Annotated in this window: 19 protein-coding genes; 9 read left to right on the plus strand and 10 right to left on the minus strand. The window is 48.5% G+C overall.

Annotated elements, in window-relative coordinates:
- Positions 1-23 precede the first annotated feature (23 nt).
- The 3 genes from DBY95_RS09210 to secA form a co-directional block, all read right to left on the minus strand.
- On the minus strand, positions 24-461 hold the full coding sequence (locus DBY95_RS09210) for a ProQ/FINO family protein (protein WP_107724116.1): 438 nt from the start codon (positions 459-461) through the stop codon (positions 24-26).
- A 118-nt stretch (positions 462-579) separates the two neighbouring features.
- Complete coding sequence (gene aroC, locus DBY95_RS09215; protein ID WP_107724117.1) at positions 580-1,680, minus strand: chorismate synthase; 1,101 nt, start codon at positions 1,678-1,680, stop codon at positions 580-582.
- Positions 1,681-1,812: 132 nt separating this feature from the next.
- A complete protein-coding gene (gene secA, locus DBY95_RS09220) occupies positions 1,813-4,566 on the minus strand; it encodes a preprotein translocase subunit SecA (protein ID WP_107724118.1) in 2,754 nt (917 codons plus the stop codon).
- A 154-nt stretch (positions 4,567-4,720) separates the two neighbouring features.
- Between secA and DBY95_RS09225 the strand changes: the two genes are divergently transcribed.
- The 7 genes from DBY95_RS09225 to DBY95_RS09255 all read left to right on the plus strand — a co-directional run bounded on the left by DBY95_RS09225 (position 4,721) and on the right by DBY95_RS09255 (position 10,500).
- Positions 4,721-5,143 carry a DciA family protein gene (locus DBY95_RS09225; protein ID WP_199903877.1) on the plus strand — a complete coding sequence of 141 codons (423 nt, stop codon included), beginning with the start codon at positions 4,721-4,723 and terminating at the stop codon, positions 5,141-5,143.
- Positions 5,144-5,434: 291 nt separating this feature from the next.
- Positions 5,435-6,013 carry an azurin gene (gene azu, locus DBY95_RS09230; protein ID WP_003748712.1) on the plus strand — a complete coding sequence of 193 codons (579 nt, stop codon included), beginning with the start codon at positions 5,435-5,437 and terminating at the stop codon, positions 6,011-6,013.
- A gap of 92 nt (positions 6,014-6,105) precedes the next feature.
- Positions 6,106-6,615 carry a hemerythrin domain-containing protein gene (locus DBY95_RS09235; protein WP_101755895.1) on the plus strand — a complete coding sequence of 170 codons (510 nt, stop codon included), beginning with the start codon at positions 6,106-6,108 and terminating at the stop codon, positions 6,613-6,615.
- A gap of 34 nt (positions 6,616-6,649) precedes the next feature.
- The gene (locus tag DBY95_RS09240) at positions 6,650-7,270 is read left to right on the plus strand and encodes a glucose-6-phosphate 1-dehydrogenase family protein (RefSeq protein ID WP_107724120.1); all 621 of its coding nucleotides are present in this window, start codon (positions 6,650-6,652) and stop codon (positions 7,268-7,270) included.
- 112 nt (positions 7,271-7,382) lie between these two features.
- Positions 7,383-8,516: a succinyl-diaminopimelate desuccinylase gene (gene dapE / locus DBY95_RS09245; RefSeq protein WP_107724121.1), complete on the plus strand. Its 1,134-nt coding sequence runs from the start codon at positions 7,383-7,385 to the stop codon at positions 8,514-8,516.
- Positions 8,517-8,614: 98 nt separating this feature from the next.
- The gene (locus DBY95_RS09250; protein WP_107724122.1) at positions 8,615-9,370 is read left to right on the plus strand and encodes a methylated-DNA--[protein]-cysteine S-methyltransferase; all 756 of its coding nucleotides are present in this window, start codon (positions 8,615-8,617) and stop codon (positions 9,368-9,370) included.
- Between the two features lie 134 nt (positions 9,371-9,504).
- Entirely contained in the window at positions 9,505-10,500 is a 996-nt protein-coding gene (locus tag DBY95_RS09255) for an ornithine carbamoyltransferase (protein ID WP_107724123.1), read from the plus strand.
- Positions 10,501-10,599: 99 nt separating this feature from the next.
- On the opposite strand, the gene DBY95_RS09260 is transcribed toward DBY95_RS09255, so the two are convergent.
- The 4 genes from DBY95_RS09260 to hemN all read right to left on the minus strand — a co-directional run bounded on the left by DBY95_RS09260 (position 10,600) and on the right by hemN (position 14,109).
- Positions 10,600-11,586 carry a TraB/GumN family protein gene (locus DBY95_RS09260; RefSeq protein WP_107724124.1) on the minus strand — a complete coding sequence of 329 codons (987 nt, stop codon included), beginning with the start codon at positions 11,584-11,586 and terminating at the stop codon, positions 10,600-10,602.
- A gap of 38 nt (positions 11,587-11,624) precedes the next feature.
- Positions 11,625-11,870 (minus strand): DUF1289 domain-containing protein, encoded by a 246-nt coding sequence (locus DBY95_RS09265; RefSeq protein ID WP_049329517.1) that lies wholly within the window; start codon positions 11,868-11,870, stop codon positions 11,625-11,627.
- A gap of 353 nt (positions 11,871-12,223) precedes the next feature.
- Entirely contained in the window at positions 12,224-12,556 is a 333-nt protein-coding gene (locus tag DBY95_RS09270) for a hypothetical protein (RefSeq protein WP_070646679.1), read from the minus strand.
- A gap of 131 nt (positions 12,557-12,687) precedes the next feature.
- Complete coding sequence (gene hemN / locus DBY95_RS09275) at positions 12,688-14,109, minus strand: oxygen-independent coproporphyrinogen III oxidase (protein ID WP_070646177.1); 1,422 nt, start codon at positions 14,107-14,109, stop codon at positions 12,688-12,690.
- A gap of 162 nt (positions 14,110-14,271) precedes the next feature.
- On the opposite strand from hemN, the gene fnr reads away from it, so the two are divergent.
- Entirely contained in the window at positions 14,272-15,006 is a 735-nt protein-coding gene (fnr, locus tag DBY95_RS09280) for a fumarate/nitrate reduction transcriptional regulator Fnr (protein ID WP_107724125.1), read from the plus strand.
- Between the two features lie 86 nt (positions 15,007-15,092).
- On the opposite strand, the gene DBY95_RS09285 is transcribed toward fnr, so the two are convergent.
- The gene (locus DBY95_RS09285; protein WP_107724126.1) at positions 15,093-16,043 is read right to left on the minus strand and encodes a CysB family HTH-type transcriptional regulator; all 951 of its coding nucleotides are present in this window, start codon (positions 16,041-16,043) and stop codon (positions 15,093-15,095) included.
- 442 nt (positions 16,044-16,485) lie between these two features.
- On the opposite strand from DBY95_RS09285, the gene DBY95_RS09295 reads away from it, so the two are divergent.
- Positions 16,486-17,247, plus strand: a complete 762-nt coding sequence (locus DBY95_RS09295) for an OmpA family protein (RefSeq protein ID WP_070587458.1) — start codon at positions 16,486-16,488, stop codon at positions 17,245-17,247.
- 135 nt (positions 17,248-17,382) lie between these two features.
- Here the strand turns inward: DBY95_RS09295 and DBY95_RS09300 are convergent, their stop codons facing one another.
- On the minus strand, positions 17,383-17,811 hold the full coding sequence (locus tag DBY95_RS09300; RefSeq protein WP_070460169.1) for a DUF4149 domain-containing protein: 429 nt from the start codon (positions 17,809-17,811) through the stop codon (positions 17,383-17,385).
- A 98-nt stretch (positions 17,812-17,909) separates the two neighbouring features.
- Positions 17,910-18,386 carry a transcription elongation factor GreA gene (gene greA, locus DBY95_RS09305; RefSeq protein WP_003684304.1) on the minus strand — a complete coding sequence of 159 codons (477 nt, stop codon included), beginning with the start codon at positions 18,384-18,386 and terminating at the stop codon, positions 17,910-17,912.
- Positions 18,387-18,441 lie beyond the last annotated feature (55 nt).

An 18,441-nucleotide genomic window follows, 5' to 3' on the forward strand; every position in this document is an offset into this window, starting at 1 on the left:
AGCCTTATCAGGCCGTCTGAACATTATTCGGCAGCTTCGTTGGTCTCCGCTTGTACAGGAGCCGCTTCTGTTTCAGCGGTAGCCTTAGCGGCTTGGCGTTCGGCTTGTGCAGCTAATGCCTGTTGAACGGCTGGGTGCTGTTGGGCGATGGTTTGTTCTTCTGCGCTGACTTCGCCTTTGAAGCGGTTGTTCAAGTCAAAACGTTTGCCGCCGCGAGCCAGGGCTTTCAGATAGCGTGGACGGCGGCAGTGGTTGGCCAGTACGCGTGCAATCAGTGCAGGGTCGTATTGGGGTAGGGCGGCAACCAAGTCTTGGTCGATGCCAACGGCCAACGGTTTGAATCGTTTGAAAACATCATATTTGCCGTAAATGTGGTCGGCAATCATGTCTGTCTGTTTTTTCTTGCTCATGGTTTGGACGGCAGATTTCAGCGCAGCGCCCAAAGCGGTTTCTTGTGCCATTGCGGTTGTATTCCTCTAAATATAAATCCGTATTTTCGTCATACGGCAATAAGGTGCTATTGTAGTATAAAGACTGTGATTTGGCTAAATTTTTCTGAGAATATTCAGAAATAAACGGTTATTTTTCCAATTTGGCAATGTCCGGTGTATTAACCTGAACATCGGCATTTTGCGCACGATGGCGTAAGGCGTGGTCGATCAAGACCAATGCCAGCATGGCTTCTGCAATCGGAGCGGCGCGTAATCCGACGCAGGGGTCGTGGCGGCCGTGTGTGGCAAGCTCGACAGGGTTGCCCTCTATATCAATACTGCGGCGCGGTGTGGCGATGGAACTGGTCGGTTTGATGGCAATATTTACATGAATGTTTTGTCCGGTGCTGATGCCGCCCAAGATGCCGCCTGAGTGGTTGGATAGAAAACCTTGTGGCGTGAGCTCGTCACCGTGTTCGCTGCCACGTTGCGTTACGCTATTAAAACCTGCGCCGATTTCCACACCTTTGACAGCATTGATGCCCATCATGGCATAGGCAATTTCTGCATCGAGGCGGTCAAAAACAGGTTCGCCCAAGCCGACAGGGACATTGGCTGCTTCGATATGAAGTTTTGCGCCGACAGAATCCAATGATTTGCGCACGCTGTCCATATAGTTTTCCAAGTCCTCAATTTGGCTTTGGTTTGCTGCAAAAAAAGGATTTTGGGAAATATATTCGTAGCCTTCAAACTGGATTTCTTTTTCACCGACTTGGGTAACGTAGGCGGTAATTTCAGTGCCGAATTTTTCTTTCAGCCATTTTTTTGCAACTGCTCCGGCGGCAACGCGGGCAGCGGTTTCGCGGGCGGAACTTCTACCGCCGCCGCGATAGTCGCGTGTACCGTATTTGTGCCAGTAGGTGTAATCGGCGTGACCAGGGCGGAAGCTGGTGGCGATATTGCCATAGTCTTTGCTGCGTTGGTCGGTATTGCGGATTAGGAGGGCAATGGGTGTACCGGTGGTTTTGCCTTCGAATACGCCGGAGAGGATTTCGACTTGGTCGGCTTCGCGGCGCTGGGTAACGTGGCGGCTGGTGCCGGGTTTGCGGCGATCAAGGTCAAGCTGGATATCCGCTTCGCTCAGTTCTAATCCGGGCGGGCAGCCATCAATGATGCAGCCCAAGCCTGCGCCGTGGCTTTCGCCGAAAGTGGTAACGGTAAAGATTTGTCCGAAGGTGTTGCCTGCCATAGGGATACTCTTTTGAAATTGGGTTTGGAAATTTTTTGCTTGTTTGGATAATTCTCAGGCCGTCTGAACAGGGAAACGAGAATCTTTGATTTCGTTTTTACACTTGTTCAGACGGCCTTTTGAGATGACTGCTTAGTTCAATTTGCCGTGGCACTGTTTGTATTTCAGGCCGCTGCCGCAAGGGCAAGGATCGTTGCGGTGAACAATCAGGCCGTTTTGTGCAAGCGCTTCAGGGCTGAAGTCTGTGCCGTCAGGGTCGAACGCTTCGGTAACCAAATCGGTTTGCGATTGGCCGAGCAATTCTTCCATATCAGGCGCATCGGAGTGGACGGTTTGAACATCGCTGACGCTTTGTGCGGCAGTGTGGTCGTATTCACTGTTGCGCTCGATTTGAACGGCGGTCAGCAAAGCGGCAATGTTTTGTTTGATACCGCGCCACAGGTTTTCAAACATGGCGAAAGCTTCGCGTTTGTATTCCTGTTTTGGATTTTTCTGAGCATAGCTGCGCAGATGGATACCTTGGCGTAAGTAGTCCATAGCGGCGAGGTGCTCGCGCCATTGGTTGTCGATAACTTGCAGCATAACATTGCGTTCGAAATCAGACATAGCCTGTTTGCCGACCAATTCGACTTTTTCGGCATATTCGTCTTCGATGCGTTTGATGAGGCGCTCTTTAATGTCTTGGTTGTCCAAAGTGCTGTCTTCTTTCAACCAGCCTTTAATATCGACATGCAGGCGGAAATCGGCGGCAAGTTGGTGCTCTAGTGCCGGAATGTCCCATTGCTCTTCCATGCTGTCAGGCGGGATGTGGTAATCAACCAAGTCGCTGATAACGTCGGCACGGATTTCGCGGGTCAAATCGCTGACGTCTTTAGTCGTCAGGATTTCGTTGCGTTGATGGTAAATCACTTTACGTTGGTCGTTGGCAACGTCATCGTATTCCAAAACCTGTTTACGCATATCGAAGTTGCGACCTTCGACTTTACGTTGCGCGCCTTCGATTTGACGGGTCAGCAGGCCGTGTTCGATGGCAACGCCGCGCTCAGGTGCCAGACGGTTGAGGATGGCGGCGGCACGGTCGAGTGCAAACAGGCGCAGCAATGGGTCTTCAAACGACAGGTAGAAACGGCTGGAGCCTGGGTCGCCCTGACGGCCTGCACGACCGCGCAATTGGTTGTCGATACGGCGGCTTTCGTGGCGTTCTGTACCGATAATGTGCAAACCGCCTGCGGCCACAACTTGGTCGTGTTCGGCTTGCCAACCGCTTTCAAGGGCGGAAATTTGCGCTTGTTTTTGCTGTTCGCTCAGGGTTTCATCGGCATGGATGGCTTCGATTTGATGTTTGAGGTTGCCGCCCAAGACAATATCGGTACCGCGGCCTGCCATGTTAGTGGCAACGGTAATCGCGCCAACTTTACCGGCTTGGGCCACAATCAATGCCTCGCGCTCGTGTTCTTTGGCGTTCAGAACGTTATGCGGCAGACCTGCTTTATGTAATAAGTCAGAAACCAGTTCGGAGTTTTCGATGCTGGTGGTACCGACCAAAACCGGTTGGCCGTTTTTGTGGCATTCGGCAATGTCTTTGACAACGGCTTCAAATTTTTCTTCGGCTGAGCGGAAGATTTGGTCGTTGAAGTCTTTACGTTGTACCGGACGGTTGGTCGGGATGATGACGGTTTCGAGGTTGTAAATGCTTTGGAACTCGAAGGCTTCGGTGTCGGCCGTACCGGTCATGCCAGACAGTTTGCTGTACAGGCGGAAGTAGTTTTGGAAGGTAATAGATGCAAGCGTTTGGTTTTCGCGTTTGATTTCTACGCCTTCTTTGGCTTCAACGGCTTGGTGCAAGCCTTCGGACCAGCGGCGACCGGCCATCAGACGGCCTGTGAATTCGTCCACAATCACGATTTCACCGTCTTGAATGACGTAGTGTTGGTCTTTGTGGAACAGAGTGTGCGCACGTAATGCCGCCATGAGGTGGTGCATCAGGGAAATATTGGCGGCAGAGTAGAGCGAATCGTTTTCCTGTAATAAGCCCATTTGGGTCAGGATTTGCTCGGCGTGTTCGTGACCGGCTTCGCTCAGAATAACTTGGTGTGCTTTTTCGTCCACCCAGTAATCGCCTTCGCCTTCTTCGGTTTCTTGGCGGATAAGGTGGGCCGGAACGGCATCCATTACGCGGTAGAGCTGGATGTTGTCATCTGCCTGGCCGGAAATAATCAGCGGCGTACGCGCTTCGTCGATCAGAATAGAGTCCACTTCGTCGACAACGGCAAAGTTCAATTCGCGCTGAACTTTGTCGTATTGGTCGGTAACCATATTGTCGCGCAGGTAGTCGAAGCCGAACTCGTTATTTGTACCGTAAGTAATGTCGGCACCGTAAGCGGTTTGGCGTTCGAAAGGTTGCAAATCGGCTACGATCACGCCGACGCTCAAGCCTAAGAAATTGTACAACGGCTCCATAATGCCTGCGTCACGGGAGGCGAGGTAGTCGTTGACGGTAACGACGTGTACACCTTTTCCTGACAATGCATTCAGGTAAACGGCAAGGGTGGCCACCAATGTCTTACCTTCACCGGTACGCATTTCGGCGATTTTGCCGTTGTGCAGGACCATACCGCCGATCAGCTGTACATCGAAGTGGCGCATGCCCAATACGCGGCGGGATGCCTCGCGGCAGACGGCAAAGGCTTCAACCAAAATATCATCTAGCGTTTGTCCGTCAGCGAGGCGTTGTTTGAATTCGGCGGTTTTGGCCTGTAAATCTGCGTCGCTCAACGCTTTCATCTGTTCTTCGAGTGCATTGATTTTAGCAACGGATTTACGATATTGTTTCAGCAGGCGGTCGTTGCGGCTGCCGAAGATTTTCTTAGCAATGTTTGTCAGCATGAATAATTCCTGCGCCTTGATATAATAGTGGGCGAAATTGGGATTTTAACACAAGCGCTTGTATAACGCGGTAATGCTGTTTGAAATAAAGGCGGTTTTGCTGTATTTCAATTGTAATTGTTTGGTTAATTTACTGAAAGGCCGTCTGAAATATATGGATTTAGCACAATTGGGCAAGCGCGATCATTTACTGGCGGGCTTGTTGCAACAATCGCAACAATGGCGGAAATTGGATGCAAAAGTCAAAACGGTTTTGCCGGCCAACCTGCATCCGCATTTTCAGACGGCCTGCGTAGAAGACGGAAGATTGGTTTTGCTTGCTGCCAACAATATGGCTGCTTCGCGTTTAAAAATGATCCTGCCTGCCATGTTGCCTAAGTTGCAAGCATTGCATGACGGAATACGCGAAGTGGCGGTCAGGGTGGTCCCAAAACCGCCTCCTCAGCCGAAAACCAACAGCTTGCGATTGAGCGAGGCTGCTTTGGACAGCTTCGATGCAGCTGCGGCCAAATTGGAAGGCAGGCATCCCGAATTGGCAGCGGCATTGGCAGAATTGGTACGCAAGCACAGCCGCTAAAATCATGCTGAATGGGATTATGGTTAATAAATGTTAAAATTTATTTCATTTGACTGATAGCATCTAATACTAAAGAAATACGACCTAAACAGTAACTGTTTTCTTTTAGGTAAACTGATGTAAACTTGGCCTGAAATTTTGATTTCGTGTGAAGTTTGTAGCAAAATAACGCCTGAATTTCTTATCACTCTGCGTGAATAAGTTTAAGTTTGACATTTGCCTTTGTTAATATATTCGCGCGGGTTCTATTAATAGAACTTAACAAGACTCTCATCATTAGGAGATACATCAATGAAAGCTTATCTGGCTCTGATTTCCGCTGCCGTTATCGGCTTGGCTGCATGCTCTCAAGAAGCTGCAAAACCTGCTGAAGCACCTGCTGCTTCCGCTGCTTCTGAAGCTGCTCCTGCAGAAACTACTGCACCTGCCGATGCCGCTCCTGCCTCTGAAGCTGCTCCAGCCGATGCTGCCGCCGCTCCTGCTGCCGGCAACTGCGCAACTACTGTTGAAGCCAACGACGCTATGCAGTTCAACACTAAAGAAATCCAAGTAAGCAAAGCTTGTAAAGAATTCACCATCACTTTGAAACACACCGGTACCCAACCTAAAGAAAGCATGGGTCACAACATCGTCATCGGTAAAGCCGAAGACATGGACGGTATTTTCAAAGACGGTGCCGGTGCTGCTGCAACTGACTACGTTAAACCTGACGACGCACGCGTTGTTGCCCACACCAAACTGGTTGGCGGCGGCGAAGAAGCTTCCCTGACTCTGGATCCTGCTAAATTGGCTGGCGGCGAATACAAATTCGCTTGTACCTTCCCAGGTCACGGTGCTTTGATGAATGGTAAAGTTACTTTGGTTGACTAATCCGCATTAAGCTTAAAAACAGACAGCCTGCCTTGCGCAGGCTGTTTTGTTATAATCTGGAAACATTAATTTAAGAATAAAACCTCAAAACCATGAATCCGTTTGAAACCAAAAGCGTTACTTTTGCCGAACCCATTGAAATGCTGTACGCCTGTCATGGCAAAGTGCGCCGTTTCTGCAGCCAGGTTGCCATGTTGTCGGACTATATTGCCGAAAACGGCTGCAATCAAATCGTTTTGCAAACCATCCGCCAGATTGCCCAATATTTTAATGTTGCCGCGCCGTTGCACCATGAAGACGAAGAGGAAAATTTCTTCCCGCTTCTATTGCAATATGCGCCGCAAGCTCAAGAAAGCGTTGACGAGCTGTTGCGCCAACATATCAGTCTGCACAACAACTGGGACGGCGTAGCGGCTGAATTTGCCAAGCTTGAAGCGGACAACGCCTATGTCCCCGATGCGGAAACGTTCAAACGCTTTGTCGCGGGATATGATGTTCATCTGGCGATTGAAGAGCCGCTGTTTGATATGGGCAAAACCTTTATCCCCAAAGAAAAACTGACCGAAATCGGTGAAATTATGGCCGCACGTCGCCGCAAATAAGGTCGTCTGAAACAATCGTCTTAAGGAATACACTATGCTGACCCCAAAAAGTTGCGATTTGTTCAATATCCCTTTTTTCCAGTTTTCCCAGCTTAAAAAATACCAGCCTGAAAGCATTCCGCAAATCAAGGCAGACTATAAAGAAAACTGGCAGGTATGGCAGCAGCTAATCCAGCAGGTTGCCGCCGAATTGGGTGCACCGTTTGCGCCGCCGCATATCGAACGCTGGTGTAACGGCTGGCAGGTACGCGCTCATTTTTTTGCCTATTTTAAATACGAACAATATAAAAATTCCGCAGCGATTTTATCGATTTTGCTCAACCGCCGCCGTTTGAGCGTCAGCTTGGACTGGCATTGCTATAAAGCCGATGTCTCCCCCATTGCGCTGCCTGATTACAACCGCTGGCTGGATAATTTTGACACTGAAAAATACGCTTCATTCGATATGTGGCACGGTGCGGAAAGCGAATATGACGACTACCGCACCGTCGCCCAACAAAGCGACGGCGATAGAAAGCTTCGAGACGACAAAGATTTCTTCTGTATCGGGAAGCACATCGAACGCAATGATTTGGGCAAGCAGGATGTTGCGAAATGGATAGCGGAAACAGTGGAAGAATTACTGCCGCTTTATGAAGCTTGCCATGGAAAATAACTCAGAATACCGAAAGGCAGACTGCCTATTCAGTATCTTCAAATAAACTCAAGGCCGTCTGAAAATTATATTTAGAACGTTTCAGACGGTCTGTTTCTCAAAGTGAACAAATATGACCGAAACTCAATCCCTAGAGCTTGCCAAAGAGCTGATTTCCCGCCCTTCCGTTACCCCCGACGACCGGGATTGCCAAAAACTGCTTGCCGAACGCCTGCACAAAATCGGTTTTGCGGCTGAAGAACTCCATTTCGGCGACACCAAAAACATCTGGTTTCGACGCGGCACGAAAGCCCCCGTCGTCTGTTTTGCAGGGCATACCGACGTTGTACCGACAGGCCCTGTTGAAAAATGGGATTCGCCCCCGTTCGAGCCGACCGAGCGCGACGGAAGATTATACGGGCGCGGCGCGGCGGATATGAAAACCAGCATCGCCTGTTTCGTTACCGCCTGCGAACGCTTCGTTGCCGAATATCCCGATCATCAAGGCAGCATTGCGCTTCTGATTACTTCCGACGAAGAGGGCGACGCGCTGGACGGCACGACCAAAGTCGTCGATGTGTTGAAAGCGCGCGACGAGCTTATCGACTACTGCATCGTCGGCGAACCGACCGCCGTGGACAAATTGGGCGATATGATTAAAAACGGCCGGCGCGGCTCGCTGTCGGGCAATCTGACTGTCAAAGGCAAGCAAGGCCATATTGCCTATCCGCATTTGGCAATCAATCCCGTCCATACTTTTGCACCGGCCTTGTTAGAGTTAACGCAGGAAGTCTGGGACGAAAGCAACGAATACTTCCCGCCGACCAGTTTCCAGATTTCCAATATCAACGGCGGCACAGGCGCGACCAACGTCATTCCGGGCGAGCTGAACGTCAAATTCAATTTCCGTTTCTCTACCGAGTCCACCGAAGAAGAGCTGAAACAACGCGTCCACGCCATTTTGGACAAGCACGGCGTGCAATACGATTTGCAGTGGTCTTGCTCAGGTCAGCCGTTTTTAACTCAGGCAGGAAAACTGACCGACGTGGCACGCGAAGCCATTGCCGAGATTTGTGGTGTTGAGGCCGAATTGTCCACCACCGGCGGCACTTCGGACGGACGCTTCATCAAAGCCATTGCCAAAGAACTCATCGAGTTAGGCCCGTCTAACGCGACCATCCACCAAATCAATGAAAACGTGCGGCTGGACGATATTCCGAAGTTGTCGGCGGTGTATGAAGGTATATTGAAACGCCTGTTGAAGTGAAAAGGCCGTACCGTAGGCTTTGAAAAACGATAGGGCGATACGATTCTTTTGCTCTTTCGGTTTTCTCTTAAGTTATCGATAATTGAACAAGGCAAAATATGATTACTCTGCCTTCTTTAAACGAGCTTCCATTAAAGTGGAATGAAATCCGCGAGCGACTGGAAACCTATTTTCCCACCGACCTCGAAACCCTGATGTATGAATGTTTGACGGAACACGAAGCCAAGCAGTTCGAGCAGGATTTTATTGACCGTATCGGCTGCACGCCCGAAGAATATGTCCGTATCCGCCGAGCCATCCGTCTGTTGGAAACGCGTTATCCTGATAGTCCGAACGAACTGACTGCGGCCGCGGTTGCCACGTCGTTGGGCGAGATGTTGGCGGTGTTCGGCAGTAAGGGTTTGTGTCTGCTGGAATTTGTCGGGCAGAAACATATGGAACAGGAAATCATGGCTGTCCAAAAAGCTTTGCGTGGGCAGTTTATTTTTCAAGAAAATGAGCAAACGCAACTTTTACGCCAAGAATTGGATTTATACTTCCAAGGCCGTCTGAAAGTTTTTGCGACACCTTTGGAAACGATAGGTACAGCCTTTCAGCAGCAGGTATGGAATGCACTGCTGACCATTCCTTACGGCGAAACGCGCAGCTACAAGGAGCAGGCGCAACAGTTGGGTAATCCTAAAGCCATTCGTGCCGTTGCCGCTGCAAACGGGCAGAACAAGGTGTCTATCTTGATTCCCTGCCACCGCGTTATCGGTAGCGACGGTAAGCTGACCGGCTACGCAGGCGGTTTGAACCGCAAACAATCGTTGCTTGCCTTGGAGCGAGGCGAGGTTCAGACGGCCTTGTTTTGAGAGGATAAGAGGCTGCATTAGGGGCAGGCTTCGCACGCTGAAAAATTGAGTTGCAGAAGGTCGGGGAAGCCCGGAAAAATCTGCATGGAGAAAAATGTTGGGCAATGCCCACGCTAGAAAAAGAGAAATAAGACATGAGCCTGAAAAACCGCCATTTTTTAAAACTTTTGGATTTTACGCCGGAAGAAATTACCACCTATCTCGACCTTGCAGCCGAATTGAAGGCTGCTAAAAAAGCAGGGCGCGAAGTGCAGCGGATGAAGGGGAAAAACATTGCTCTGATTTTCGAGAAAACATCAACCCGCACCCGTTGCGCGTTTGAAGTGGCCGCACGTGATCAAGGTGCAGGGGTAACTTATCTGGAGCCGTCTGCCAGCCAAATCGGGCATAAGGAAAGCATTAAGGATACGGCGCGTGTTTTGGGGCGGATGTTTGACGGTATCGAATATCGCGGCTTTGGACAGGATGTGGTGGAAGAGCTGGCCAAGTATGCAGGCGTACCTGTATTCAATGGTTTGACCAACGAGTTCCACCCGACTCAAATGCTAGCTGATGCGCTGACGATGCGTGAGCATAGCAACAAACCTTTGAACCAAATTGCGTTTGCCTATGTCGGCGATGCGCGTTACAACATGGCCAATTCGTTGCTGGTGTTGGCTGCGAAACTGGGCATGGACGTGCGTATCGGTGCGCCGAAAAGCCTGTGGCCGTCTGAAAACATTATCGAGACGGTGCAGGCTATTGCCAAAGAGACCGGTGGACGCATTCTGTTGACGGAGAATGTGCAGGAAGCCGTAAAAGGCGTGGATTTTATCCATACCGATGTGTGGGTCAGCATGGGCGAGCCTAAAGAGGCTTGGCAGGAGCGTATTGATTTGCTGAAAGGTTACCGAGTTACGCCCGAATTAATGGCCGCTGCTGAAAATCCGCAAGTCAAGTTTATGCATTGCCTGCCTGCTTTCCATAATCGCGAAACTAAAGTCGGCGAATGGATTTATGAGACATTCGGCCTGAATGGTGTGGAAGTAACGGAAGAAGTCTTTGAAAGCGAAGCCAGTATTGTGTTTGATCAGGCAGAAAACCGGATGCACACGATTAAAGCGGTGATGGTAGCGGCATTGGGCGATTGATTTTGGCGCTCAACGCTGCTTACTGCTCCATTTAATAGAGATTAAATAAAGGCCGTCTGAAAGAAAGACTTTCAGACGGCCTTGTCGTTTGCTTGGGGTTTATTGCCAAATCAGAACTTTGGGTTCGGGCGTTACTTGATAGCCTTCTTTACGTAGCAGTTCGATTAAGCCTTTTTCGCTGGGTAAATGGGCAATACCGACGGCAAAGAGGGTGCTTTGTTTGGCCGATTGCTTGCGGATTTCAGGCAGCCATGCCAAGTTGCGGCGGATTAGAAGGTCGTTTTTCAGCCAATCGGACATGGCTTTGGCGTGTTTAGTATCAACAAGTTTGAGGGTGCGCTGTTCGGTTTCTTCCAAAAGTGGGATGAGTTCTTCAAAGCGGCCGTCTGAATAGGCTTGATGGAGTTTTTTGATATCTTCGGTTTCTTCTTTATTGGTTTTAATGCTGGCTTTCAGAAAGTTGAGCATGGTTTCTTCAGGCTGTGCTTTGAAGATCGCGGTAACATCGTCCAAGCTTTCTAATGAACCACGCGGTTTGTTGATATTGACTGCTGCGTTGGTTAGCAACATATCTGCACCGGTTTCTGCGCTATATCCTTGGGGAAATGCGCTGCCGGCAAAAACCAATGCTGCCCACGGATGGAGTTTGTCGGCAATCTGGGCGATAGGTTGACTTTCTTCATTTTGTGAATAGATTTCTTGTAAAAGACGGAAATCTGCTTTGCCAAGCTTGCGGCTGAGTGGTTCGGTACTCATGACTTCCTTGAAGTATTTTTGATACATTTTTTTCGTTTCCGGACTGCTGTCCGGCAGTGGGTCAACTTCTGTCGTTAGTTGGTCGGTGGATTGCAACAGTTTGAGGGCATCGGAAGACAAGGTTTGATTGGTTTGCCCCATGTGGATGGTGCCGAGCAGATAGGAATCGGGTTGGCCTTCTTTGCTGATTTTCCAAACATTGCTGGTGAGTTTAGGCTGCTGCCAATTGAGTTCGGCAGGTTTGTTTTCGGGTGAGGTCGAGGCGGGTTTGCAGGCGCCCAGGGCAAGGGCGGTCAATGGCACAAGCAGGCAGGCAAGCAGTTTTTTCATGTTTTTCCTTATTGTGGTGTGCGGTAGGCAAGGGCAATTTAGAAATCGAGCAGGTTTTGAACCGGATGTTCTCCCGTTTCGGGTTTTTCCATTTTGCGGTTGCGGATTTTGGCTTTCCTGAGGGATAGAAGGTGCATGACTTGATGCTTTTGGCTGTCGGTCATCTGGAGCCAGTACAGGCGCTCTTCCCGGCTGCGCAGGCAGCCTTTGCAATAACCTTTGGCATTGGCTTCGCAGACACCTATACAGGGACTGGGGATGGGGAAAAAATCGGGTTGTTCCATATTTTAAAAGCGTTTGAGACAAGAGACCGGACAAACCAAAATTGCAGACTGCATTCGTATTTATCTAAACACGATCGGTGTATCCAGCAGGGTTCCTACCAATATCCAATTGAGTTGATCATTTCAATAAGTTCTAGGCATAAAAAACCTAAGAGAAACCATAAATATATTGCAGATTATATCTTGTACTGCAATGGTATCGTATCGATTCAAAATGGGGGAGCAAAGTGTACAGTAAGGTCTCCAAGATCAATTACGGTATGTTTGGCAGAATCATGTTTTAATACAAATCTAGAGTTCCTCTATATTTTGATTTTCAGACGACCTTATGCTCAGCTCCAACTATTTGCACTTTATGACTTAATCAGTTTACGCAAAGACTGGTTGTTGTATTTGATATCGGCAATCATTCGGTCGTATTGGTGCATTCTACGGAGCGAGCGGGTAATCAGATAGACCGAGAAAAAAATCAAACTGATGTTCATCAGACTGACCAGTACGAGCAAAGGCCAAACATCAACGGCCTCATACCATTTCGATGTCGCAATCAGCGCACTGAAAATAGACAAAGGGAGTGCGAAAACGGCAATACCCGTACGCATGATAGCAAGTGCCGTGCGTTTTTCAGCAAGGAGAAGCTGTACTTGATTGATGCTGAGGATATCGTTTTGCTGTTCGGTAACCATAGGATACGCGCCTATACAAATTAACTTTGAATTCTGATAAAGCGGAAAATATGGTTTTATGTTACCCGAAAGTATTGAAAATAAAAACAAAGGTCGTCTGAAAATTTTCAGACGACCTTTTCCATTTCTGTTTATACGGTTTGCGAGTATTTGGCTTTGGTTTCTTTATGGCGCAGATGGTAGTCGAACACCATAGCGATGTTGCGGATCAGGAAACGGCCCTTCGGCGTAACGGTCAGGCCGTGCGGTTTGAGACGAACCAGACCGAGGGTTTCCAGTTGCTTCATATCTTCCAGTTCCGCTACAAAATAGCGGCTAAACGGAATGCCGAACACGCTTTCGTAAATTTGATAATCAAGCGAGAAGCGGCACATTAAATCCTGAATGATGTTGCGGCGCAAAATATCGTCTTGATTGAGCTGGTAGCCGCGCATAATCGGCAGATGTCCGGCATTGAGTGCGGCGTAATAGGCATCGATGTCGCGCTCGTTTTGGGAGTAGGTGCTGCCGATTTTGCCGATAGAGGACACGCCGATCGCCACCAAGTCGCAGTCGGCATAGGTCGAGTAGCCTTGGAAGTTGCGTTGCAGGAAGCCTTCTTTGAGGGCGATGGAGAGCTCGTCGTCAGGTTTGGCAAAATGGTCCATGCCGATGAAAACGTAGCCGCGCTCAGTCAGGGTTTGGACGCAATATTGCAGCATATCGAGTTTTTCTTCGCTGCTGGGAACGACATTAGTGTCGATACGGCGTTGCGGTTTGAAGATATGCGGCAGGTGGGCGTAGTGGTAAAGGGCGAGGCGGTCGGGATCGAGGGATAAGACCGTATCGATGGTAGTTTTGATGCTTTCGGTGTTTTGGTGCGGCAGGCCGTAAATCAAATCGACGCTGACCGATTTAAATCCGGCTTCACGCGCGGCATCAATTACTTCTTTAGTTTCTTCATAACTTTGAATGCGGTTGACCGCTTCCTGCACTTTAGGGTCAAAGTCTTGAATGCCGACACTCATGCGGTTGAAACCGAGTTTGCCCAGTTTGAGGACGGTTTCGCGGCTGACTTTGCGCGGGTCGATTTCGATGGAGTATTCGCCGTTGGGGATGAGCTGGAAGTATTTTCGGATCATTTCGAAGACGCGTTCGAGTTGGTCGTCGCTTAGGAATGTCGGCGTGCCGCCGCCGAAGTGGAGTTGCGCAAGCTGGTGTCGTCCGCCTAAATGTGGTGCCAGCAACTCCATTTCTTTTTCTAGATATTGGATATAGGCATCGGCACGGCTTTTGTCTTTGGTAATGATTTTATTGCAGCCGCAGTAATAGCAGATGGTATTGCAGAAGGGAATGTGGATGTAGAGCGAAAGGGGTTTGTTGAGCGCGCCCATGTTGCGCAGGTTTAAAGCTTGGATATATTCGGCTTCTTTAAAGCCTTCATGGAAGCGGTCGGCGGTCGGATAGGATGTATAACGCGGACCGCTTGATGGCAAGCTGGCAATCAATTCGCGGTCGAATTCCGGTAATTCATTGTTTGTGTTGGTGTTATTTGAGATGGGGATGATTTTCATGGTCGGGGCTTGTAGTATGAAGTAAGGAAATTAGGGAAAATTTTAGTCAAAATTTCGATAGTTTGGTAGAATGCCTCATAATGATATGCCGACTTTGACATGGGTCAATAGTTATTCGGCTTAATCAGGGATTTATAGAACTATGCAGATTAAGGGTGCGTTATGGCCACACACAATGCAACACATCAAATGAAAACCTTGTGTTCCACATGTTCTTTACGCGAGCTGTGTTTGCCTGTCGGACTGATGCCTAACGAATTTTCACAATTAGACGCGGTTATTCGTCAAAGCCGCCGTCTGAAAAAAGGTGAATACCTGTTCCGTGCCGGCGAGCCGTTTACCTCTTTGTTTGCCATCCGTGTGGGCTTCTTTAAGACAACAGTCGCCAGCCAAGATGGACGAGATCAGGTAACCGGCTTTTTTATGTCGGGCGAGCTGATCGGTATGGATGGGATTTGTTCCCATATTCACAGCTGTGATGCTGTGGCTTTGGAAGACAGCGAGGTATGCGAGCTTCCGTTTACGCACATTGAAGAACTCGGTCAGGATATTCCCAGCCTCCGTTCTCACTTTTTCCGCTTGATGAGCCGTGAAATTGTCCGAGATCAGGGCGTTATGTTGCTTTTGGGCAATATGCGCGCTGAAGAGCGATTGGCGGCATTCTTGCTCAACCTGTCCCAGCGTCTCTATTCACGAGGTTTTGCCGCCAATGATTTTATCTTGCGGATGTCGCGTGAGGAAATCGGCAGCTATTTGGGGCTGAAGCTGGAAACAGTCAGCCGCACCTTGTCTAAATTCCATCATGAAGGCTTGATTTCGGTTGAACACAAACACATCAAAATCTTAGATGCGACAGCCTTGAAGAAAATGGTTTCCGGTTGTTCGCACGCTATCTGAATCTTAGGCCGTCTGAAATATTTCAGACGGCCTTTTTAACAAGAATTAAAGAATAATTGTTAAGTTACGAAAGTGATAGTCAGATTTCAAATTGAAAAATCTTCAACAACCGGCGTGTACAGAATGCGGTCGACTACTTCTCTGGTCAGTTTTGGTGCAAACATCTGGATAAAGTCATACGCGTAACCGCGCAGGTAAGTATCCGAGCGTAAGGCTATCCAAGTGGGCGACGGTTCAAATAAGTGCGCCGCATCAATCAGCTGTAAATCTTGATCGACCGCAGGATCGTACGCCATTTTGGCCATCAAACCAACGCCCAAGCCTAAGCGGACATACGTCTTCAATACATCCGTATCGGCAGCCGATAAGGCAACATCAGGTTGCTCAATATGCGCTTTATTAAATGTACGCGCAATGCTGCTGCCGGAATTAAAAGCAAATTCGTAAGTAACCAGCGGAAAAGAAGCCAAATCTTCAAGGCTTAAAGGATTGCGGCAGTCCAAAAGAGGGTGGTCATGCGGAACAATGACGGCATGGTTCCATTCATAGCAGGGCAGTTTGCCCAACTCAGGATGATCATCAATCTGTTCGGTAATAATTGCCAAATCAGCTTCGCCGCTGCTGACCATTTGCGCAATGGCAGAAGGGCTGCCTTGTTTGATGGTCAAATTGACCTTGGGGTAGTTTTTGACAAATTCCGCAACGATTTTGGGCAAAGCATAGCGCGCCTGGGTATGCGTTGTCGCAATGGTCAGCGAGCCGCTGTCATGATCGGTAAACTCGCTACCGATATTTTTAATGTTTTGTACATCACGTAAAATTCGTTCCGAAATCTCTAATACGGCTTTGCCCGGTTGCGAAACGGAAACCACACGCTTGCCGCTGCGGATAAAAATTTGGATACCCAATTCTTCTTCAAGCAGGCGGATTTGTTTGGAAATGCCGGGTTGGGATGTAAAAAGCGCATCGGCAGCCTCGGAGACATTCAGATTGTGTCGGTAAACCTCAAGGGCATAACGTAATTGTTGCAGTTTCATGGTAGCAGTATCGGATACGTTGTTATTGTGGATTTTGTGCGACAAACGGTATGTAATTTAACATATTTTGCCCGGTTTTGCCCTGAGTTTTGAAAACGTTTGTTTTTAATGAAAATATCTTTTAATGATATGAAAATAGGAAATCTGTGAATGAAAGGGGGATGAAGTTTTGTTGTTTTTGTACAACTTTGGGCGGATGAATTGGCTGATTTTGCCCTAAATTAATGACACAAGATTGATTTTTCGGCATGATTAACTACTAGGAAGCAGGCACTTCATGATTGTTTGAAGGCATCGAGTATTGACAGTTTGCCTTGCGCTTCTTTATAGTGCAACCTGATATATCCGATTTGCCGCTGTTTTGATACTGCGGCCTGTATATTGGTACTTTGCAGCGGTTGCTTTCCTAGTCCGCCGCATAACAATTTGATGAGGGAATAAAATGACCAAACAGCTGAAATTAAGCGCATTGTTCGTTGCCTTGGTTGCCTCTGGCACCGCTATGGCCAGCGAAGCGCACACCAAACACGGTTACACCGTAAGCAGCCAATCTCAAGAAATCGTCCGTAACAACTACGGCGAATGCTGGAAAAACAGCTACTTCGACAAAGCTACCGAAGGCCGTGTTGAATGTGGTGACCGCGAAGCAGTTGCTCCTGTACAACAAGCTCCTGAGTATGTTGATGAAACTGTTTCCCTGTCTTCTAAAACTCTGTTCGGCTTCGACAAAGACAACCTCCGTCCTGAAGCTCAAGAGAACCTGAACGCTTTGGCTCAACGCCTGAGCAACGAAAGCGTACAAACCGTACGTGTTGAAGGTCATACCGACTTCATGGGTTCTGAACAATACAACCAAGCTCTGTCTGAGCGTCGTGCCAACGTAGTTGCTAACTACTTGGTAGGCCGTGGCGTTGCTTCTAGCAAAATCTCTGCAGTAGGTCTGGGCGAATCTCAAGCTCAAATGACTGCTACTTGTGAAGCTGAAGTTGCTAAACTGGGCAAAAAAGTTTCTAAAGCTAAGAAACGTGCTGCTCTTATCGCTTGTATCGAACCTGACCGTCGCGTTGATGTTAAAATCCGCAGCGTTGTTACTCGTCAAGTTGCTCCGGGTCAAACTATCGAAGGTCAAGGCGAATTGCCTGCTACTGATGAAGGTTGGATCCCAGCTCCTTACAATGGCGTTCACGGTTACGCTAAACCTTAATCGGTTTTTGAAAAATGCCCTGCATATTGCAGGGCATTTTTTTATGGTTTATATTTGAAGAGTCGGGGAATTCATGATTCAAAATAAAAGGCCGTCCGAAAATAAGTCTTTCAGACGGCCTTTTATTAAGACGGATTAGTTTGGCTTGGGCCATTTCCATACGCAAACAGCGGCGAGTATTGTGCAAATCAAAAAGATGATACTGGATAAGCCATGCCAAATGCCGAATGTACCGCCTACTAGAGACAGCAGCCAGTTATCCAGTCCGTACTTGTGTGCCTCGATAACCGGCGTAACCAAAAGATGATTACAGGCTAAGAGTAGCCAAAGTACCAAGATCCACCAAGAGAGGGAGGCAAGTTGCCGTCTGAAAAAGGCATAGGCTGCGCCAAAAATAGCTAAGCCGCATATTGCTGTGATGGCAAATAAAATGCCGGCGATTTCTCCTGCCAGCATTTTGGGCAGGATGCGGAACAGGATAGGGGCAGTAACATAGCCTGCTGTCAGCTGCATACCAAGCCACATGGCGGCAGCGGTTTGGATAATTTTGTATAGTAGATTCATTATGCTTCTCCTGGGAAGATTTTATTTTCTTTAATTATGGTGTTTTTAGGTATAACAAAAGGCCGTCTGAAAATGTTTTCAGACGGCCTTTTGTTTATTTAGATATATTGTACGGCAATGATGTCATATTCACGCACGCCGCCGGGTGCTTGAACTTCTGCAACGTCGCCTTCTTCTTTGCCGATCAGGGCTCGGGCAATGGGGGAGCCAACGTAGATTTTGCGTTCTTTGATATCTGCTTCATCTTCACCGACGATTTGGTAGGTAACTTGTTCTTCGGTTTCCAAGTCTTCCAGTGTCACAGTTGTACCGAACACGATTTTGCCTTCTGCATGGATTTCGGCAGGGTTGATGATGTGCGCCATAGAGAGTTTGTGTTCCAACTCGGCGATACGGCCTTCGATAAAGCCTTGACGCTCTTTGGCGGCTTCGTATTCTGCGTTTTCAGACAAGTCGCCGTGCGAACGTGCTTCGGCGATGGCTTCAATGACTTCTGGGCGTGCTACGCTTTTGAGGTGTTGAAGTTCTTGTTTTAACAATTCTGCACCACGGACGGTCAAAGGGATTTTTTGCATTGAGTTCTCCATGAAAGCATGATGATGCTTTTAAAATTTTATCCGGCCACGCGCG

The sequence above is a fragment of the Neisseria subflava genome (genome assembly GCF_003044935.1).
In the GTDB taxonomy this organism is placed as follows: domain Bacteria; phylum Pseudomonadota; class Gammaproteobacteria; order Burkholderiales; family Neisseriaceae; genus Neisseria; species Neisseria subflava_E.

Coding starts and splice junctions, on each gene's coding strand:
- DBY95_RS09240 (WP_107724120.1), top strand. CDS start 6,650: ATGCTGACCCCAAAAAGTTGCGATTTGTTCAATATCCCTTTTTTCCAG.
- secA (WP_107724118.1), bottom strand. CDS start 4,566: ATGCTGACAAACATTGCTAAGAAAATCTTCGGCAGCCGCAACGACCGC.
- greA (WP_003684304.1), bottom strand. CDS start 18,386: ATGCAAAAAATCCCTTTGACCGTCCGTGGTGCAGAATTGTTAAAACAA.
- DBY95_RS09235 (WP_101755895.1), top strand. CDS start 6,106: ATGAATCCGTTTGAAACCAAAAGCGTTACTTTTGCCGAACCCATTGAA.
- DBY95_RS09300 (WP_070460169.1), bottom strand. CDS start 17,811: ATGAATCTACTATACAAAATTATCCAAACCGCTGCCGCCATGTGGCTT.
- DBY95_RS09210 (WP_107724116.1), bottom strand. CDS start 461: ATGGCACAAGAAACCGCTTTGGGCGCTGCGCTGAAATCTGCCGTCCAA.
- DBY95_RS09225 (WP_199903877.1), top strand. CDS start 4,721: ATGGATTTAGCACAATTGGGCAAGCGCGATCATTTACTGGCGGGCTTG.
- DBY95_RS09285 (WP_107724126.1), bottom strand. CDS start 16,043: ATGAAACTGCAACAATTACGTTATGCCCTTGAGGTTTACCGACACAAT.
- DBY95_RS09270 (WP_070646679.1), bottom strand. CDS start 12,556: ATGGTTACCGAACAGCAAAACGATATCCTCAGCATCAATCAAGTACAG.
- DBY95_RS09265 (WP_049329517.1), bottom strand. CDS start 11,870: ATGGAACAACCCGATTTTTTCCCCATCCCCAGTCCCTGTATAGGTGTC.
- hemN (WP_070646177.1), bottom strand. CDS start 14,109: ATGAAAATCATCCCCATCTCAAATAACACCAACACAAACAATGAATTA.
- azu (WP_003748712.1), top strand. CDS start 5,435: ATGAAAGCTTATCTGGCTCTGATTTCCGCTGCCGTTATCGGCTTGGCT.
- DBY95_RS09255 (WP_107724123.1), top strand. CDS start 9,505: ATGAGCCTGAAAAACCGCCATTTTTTAAAACTTTTGGATTTTACGCCG.
- DBY95_RS09250 (WP_107724122.1), top strand. CDS start 8,615: ATGATTACTCTGCCTTCTTTAAACGAGCTTCCATTAAAGTGGAATGAA.
- fnr (WP_107724125.1), top strand. CDS start 14,272: ATGGCCACACACAATGCAACACATCAAATGAAAACCTTGTGTTCCACA.
- dapE (WP_107724121.1), top strand. CDS start 7,383: ATGACCGAAACTCAATCCCTAGAGCTTGCCAAAGAGCTGATTTCCCGC.
- DBY95_RS09295 (WP_070587458.1), top strand. CDS start 16,486: ATGACCAAACAGCTGAAATTAAGCGCATTGTTCGTTGCCTTGGTTGCC.
- DBY95_RS09260 (WP_107724124.1), bottom strand. CDS start 11,586: ATGAAAAAACTGCTTGCCTGCCTGCTTGTGCCATTGACCGCCCTTGCC.
- aroC (WP_107724117.1), bottom strand. CDS start 1,680: ATGGCAGGCAACACCTTCGGACAAATCTTTACCGTTACCACTTTCGGC.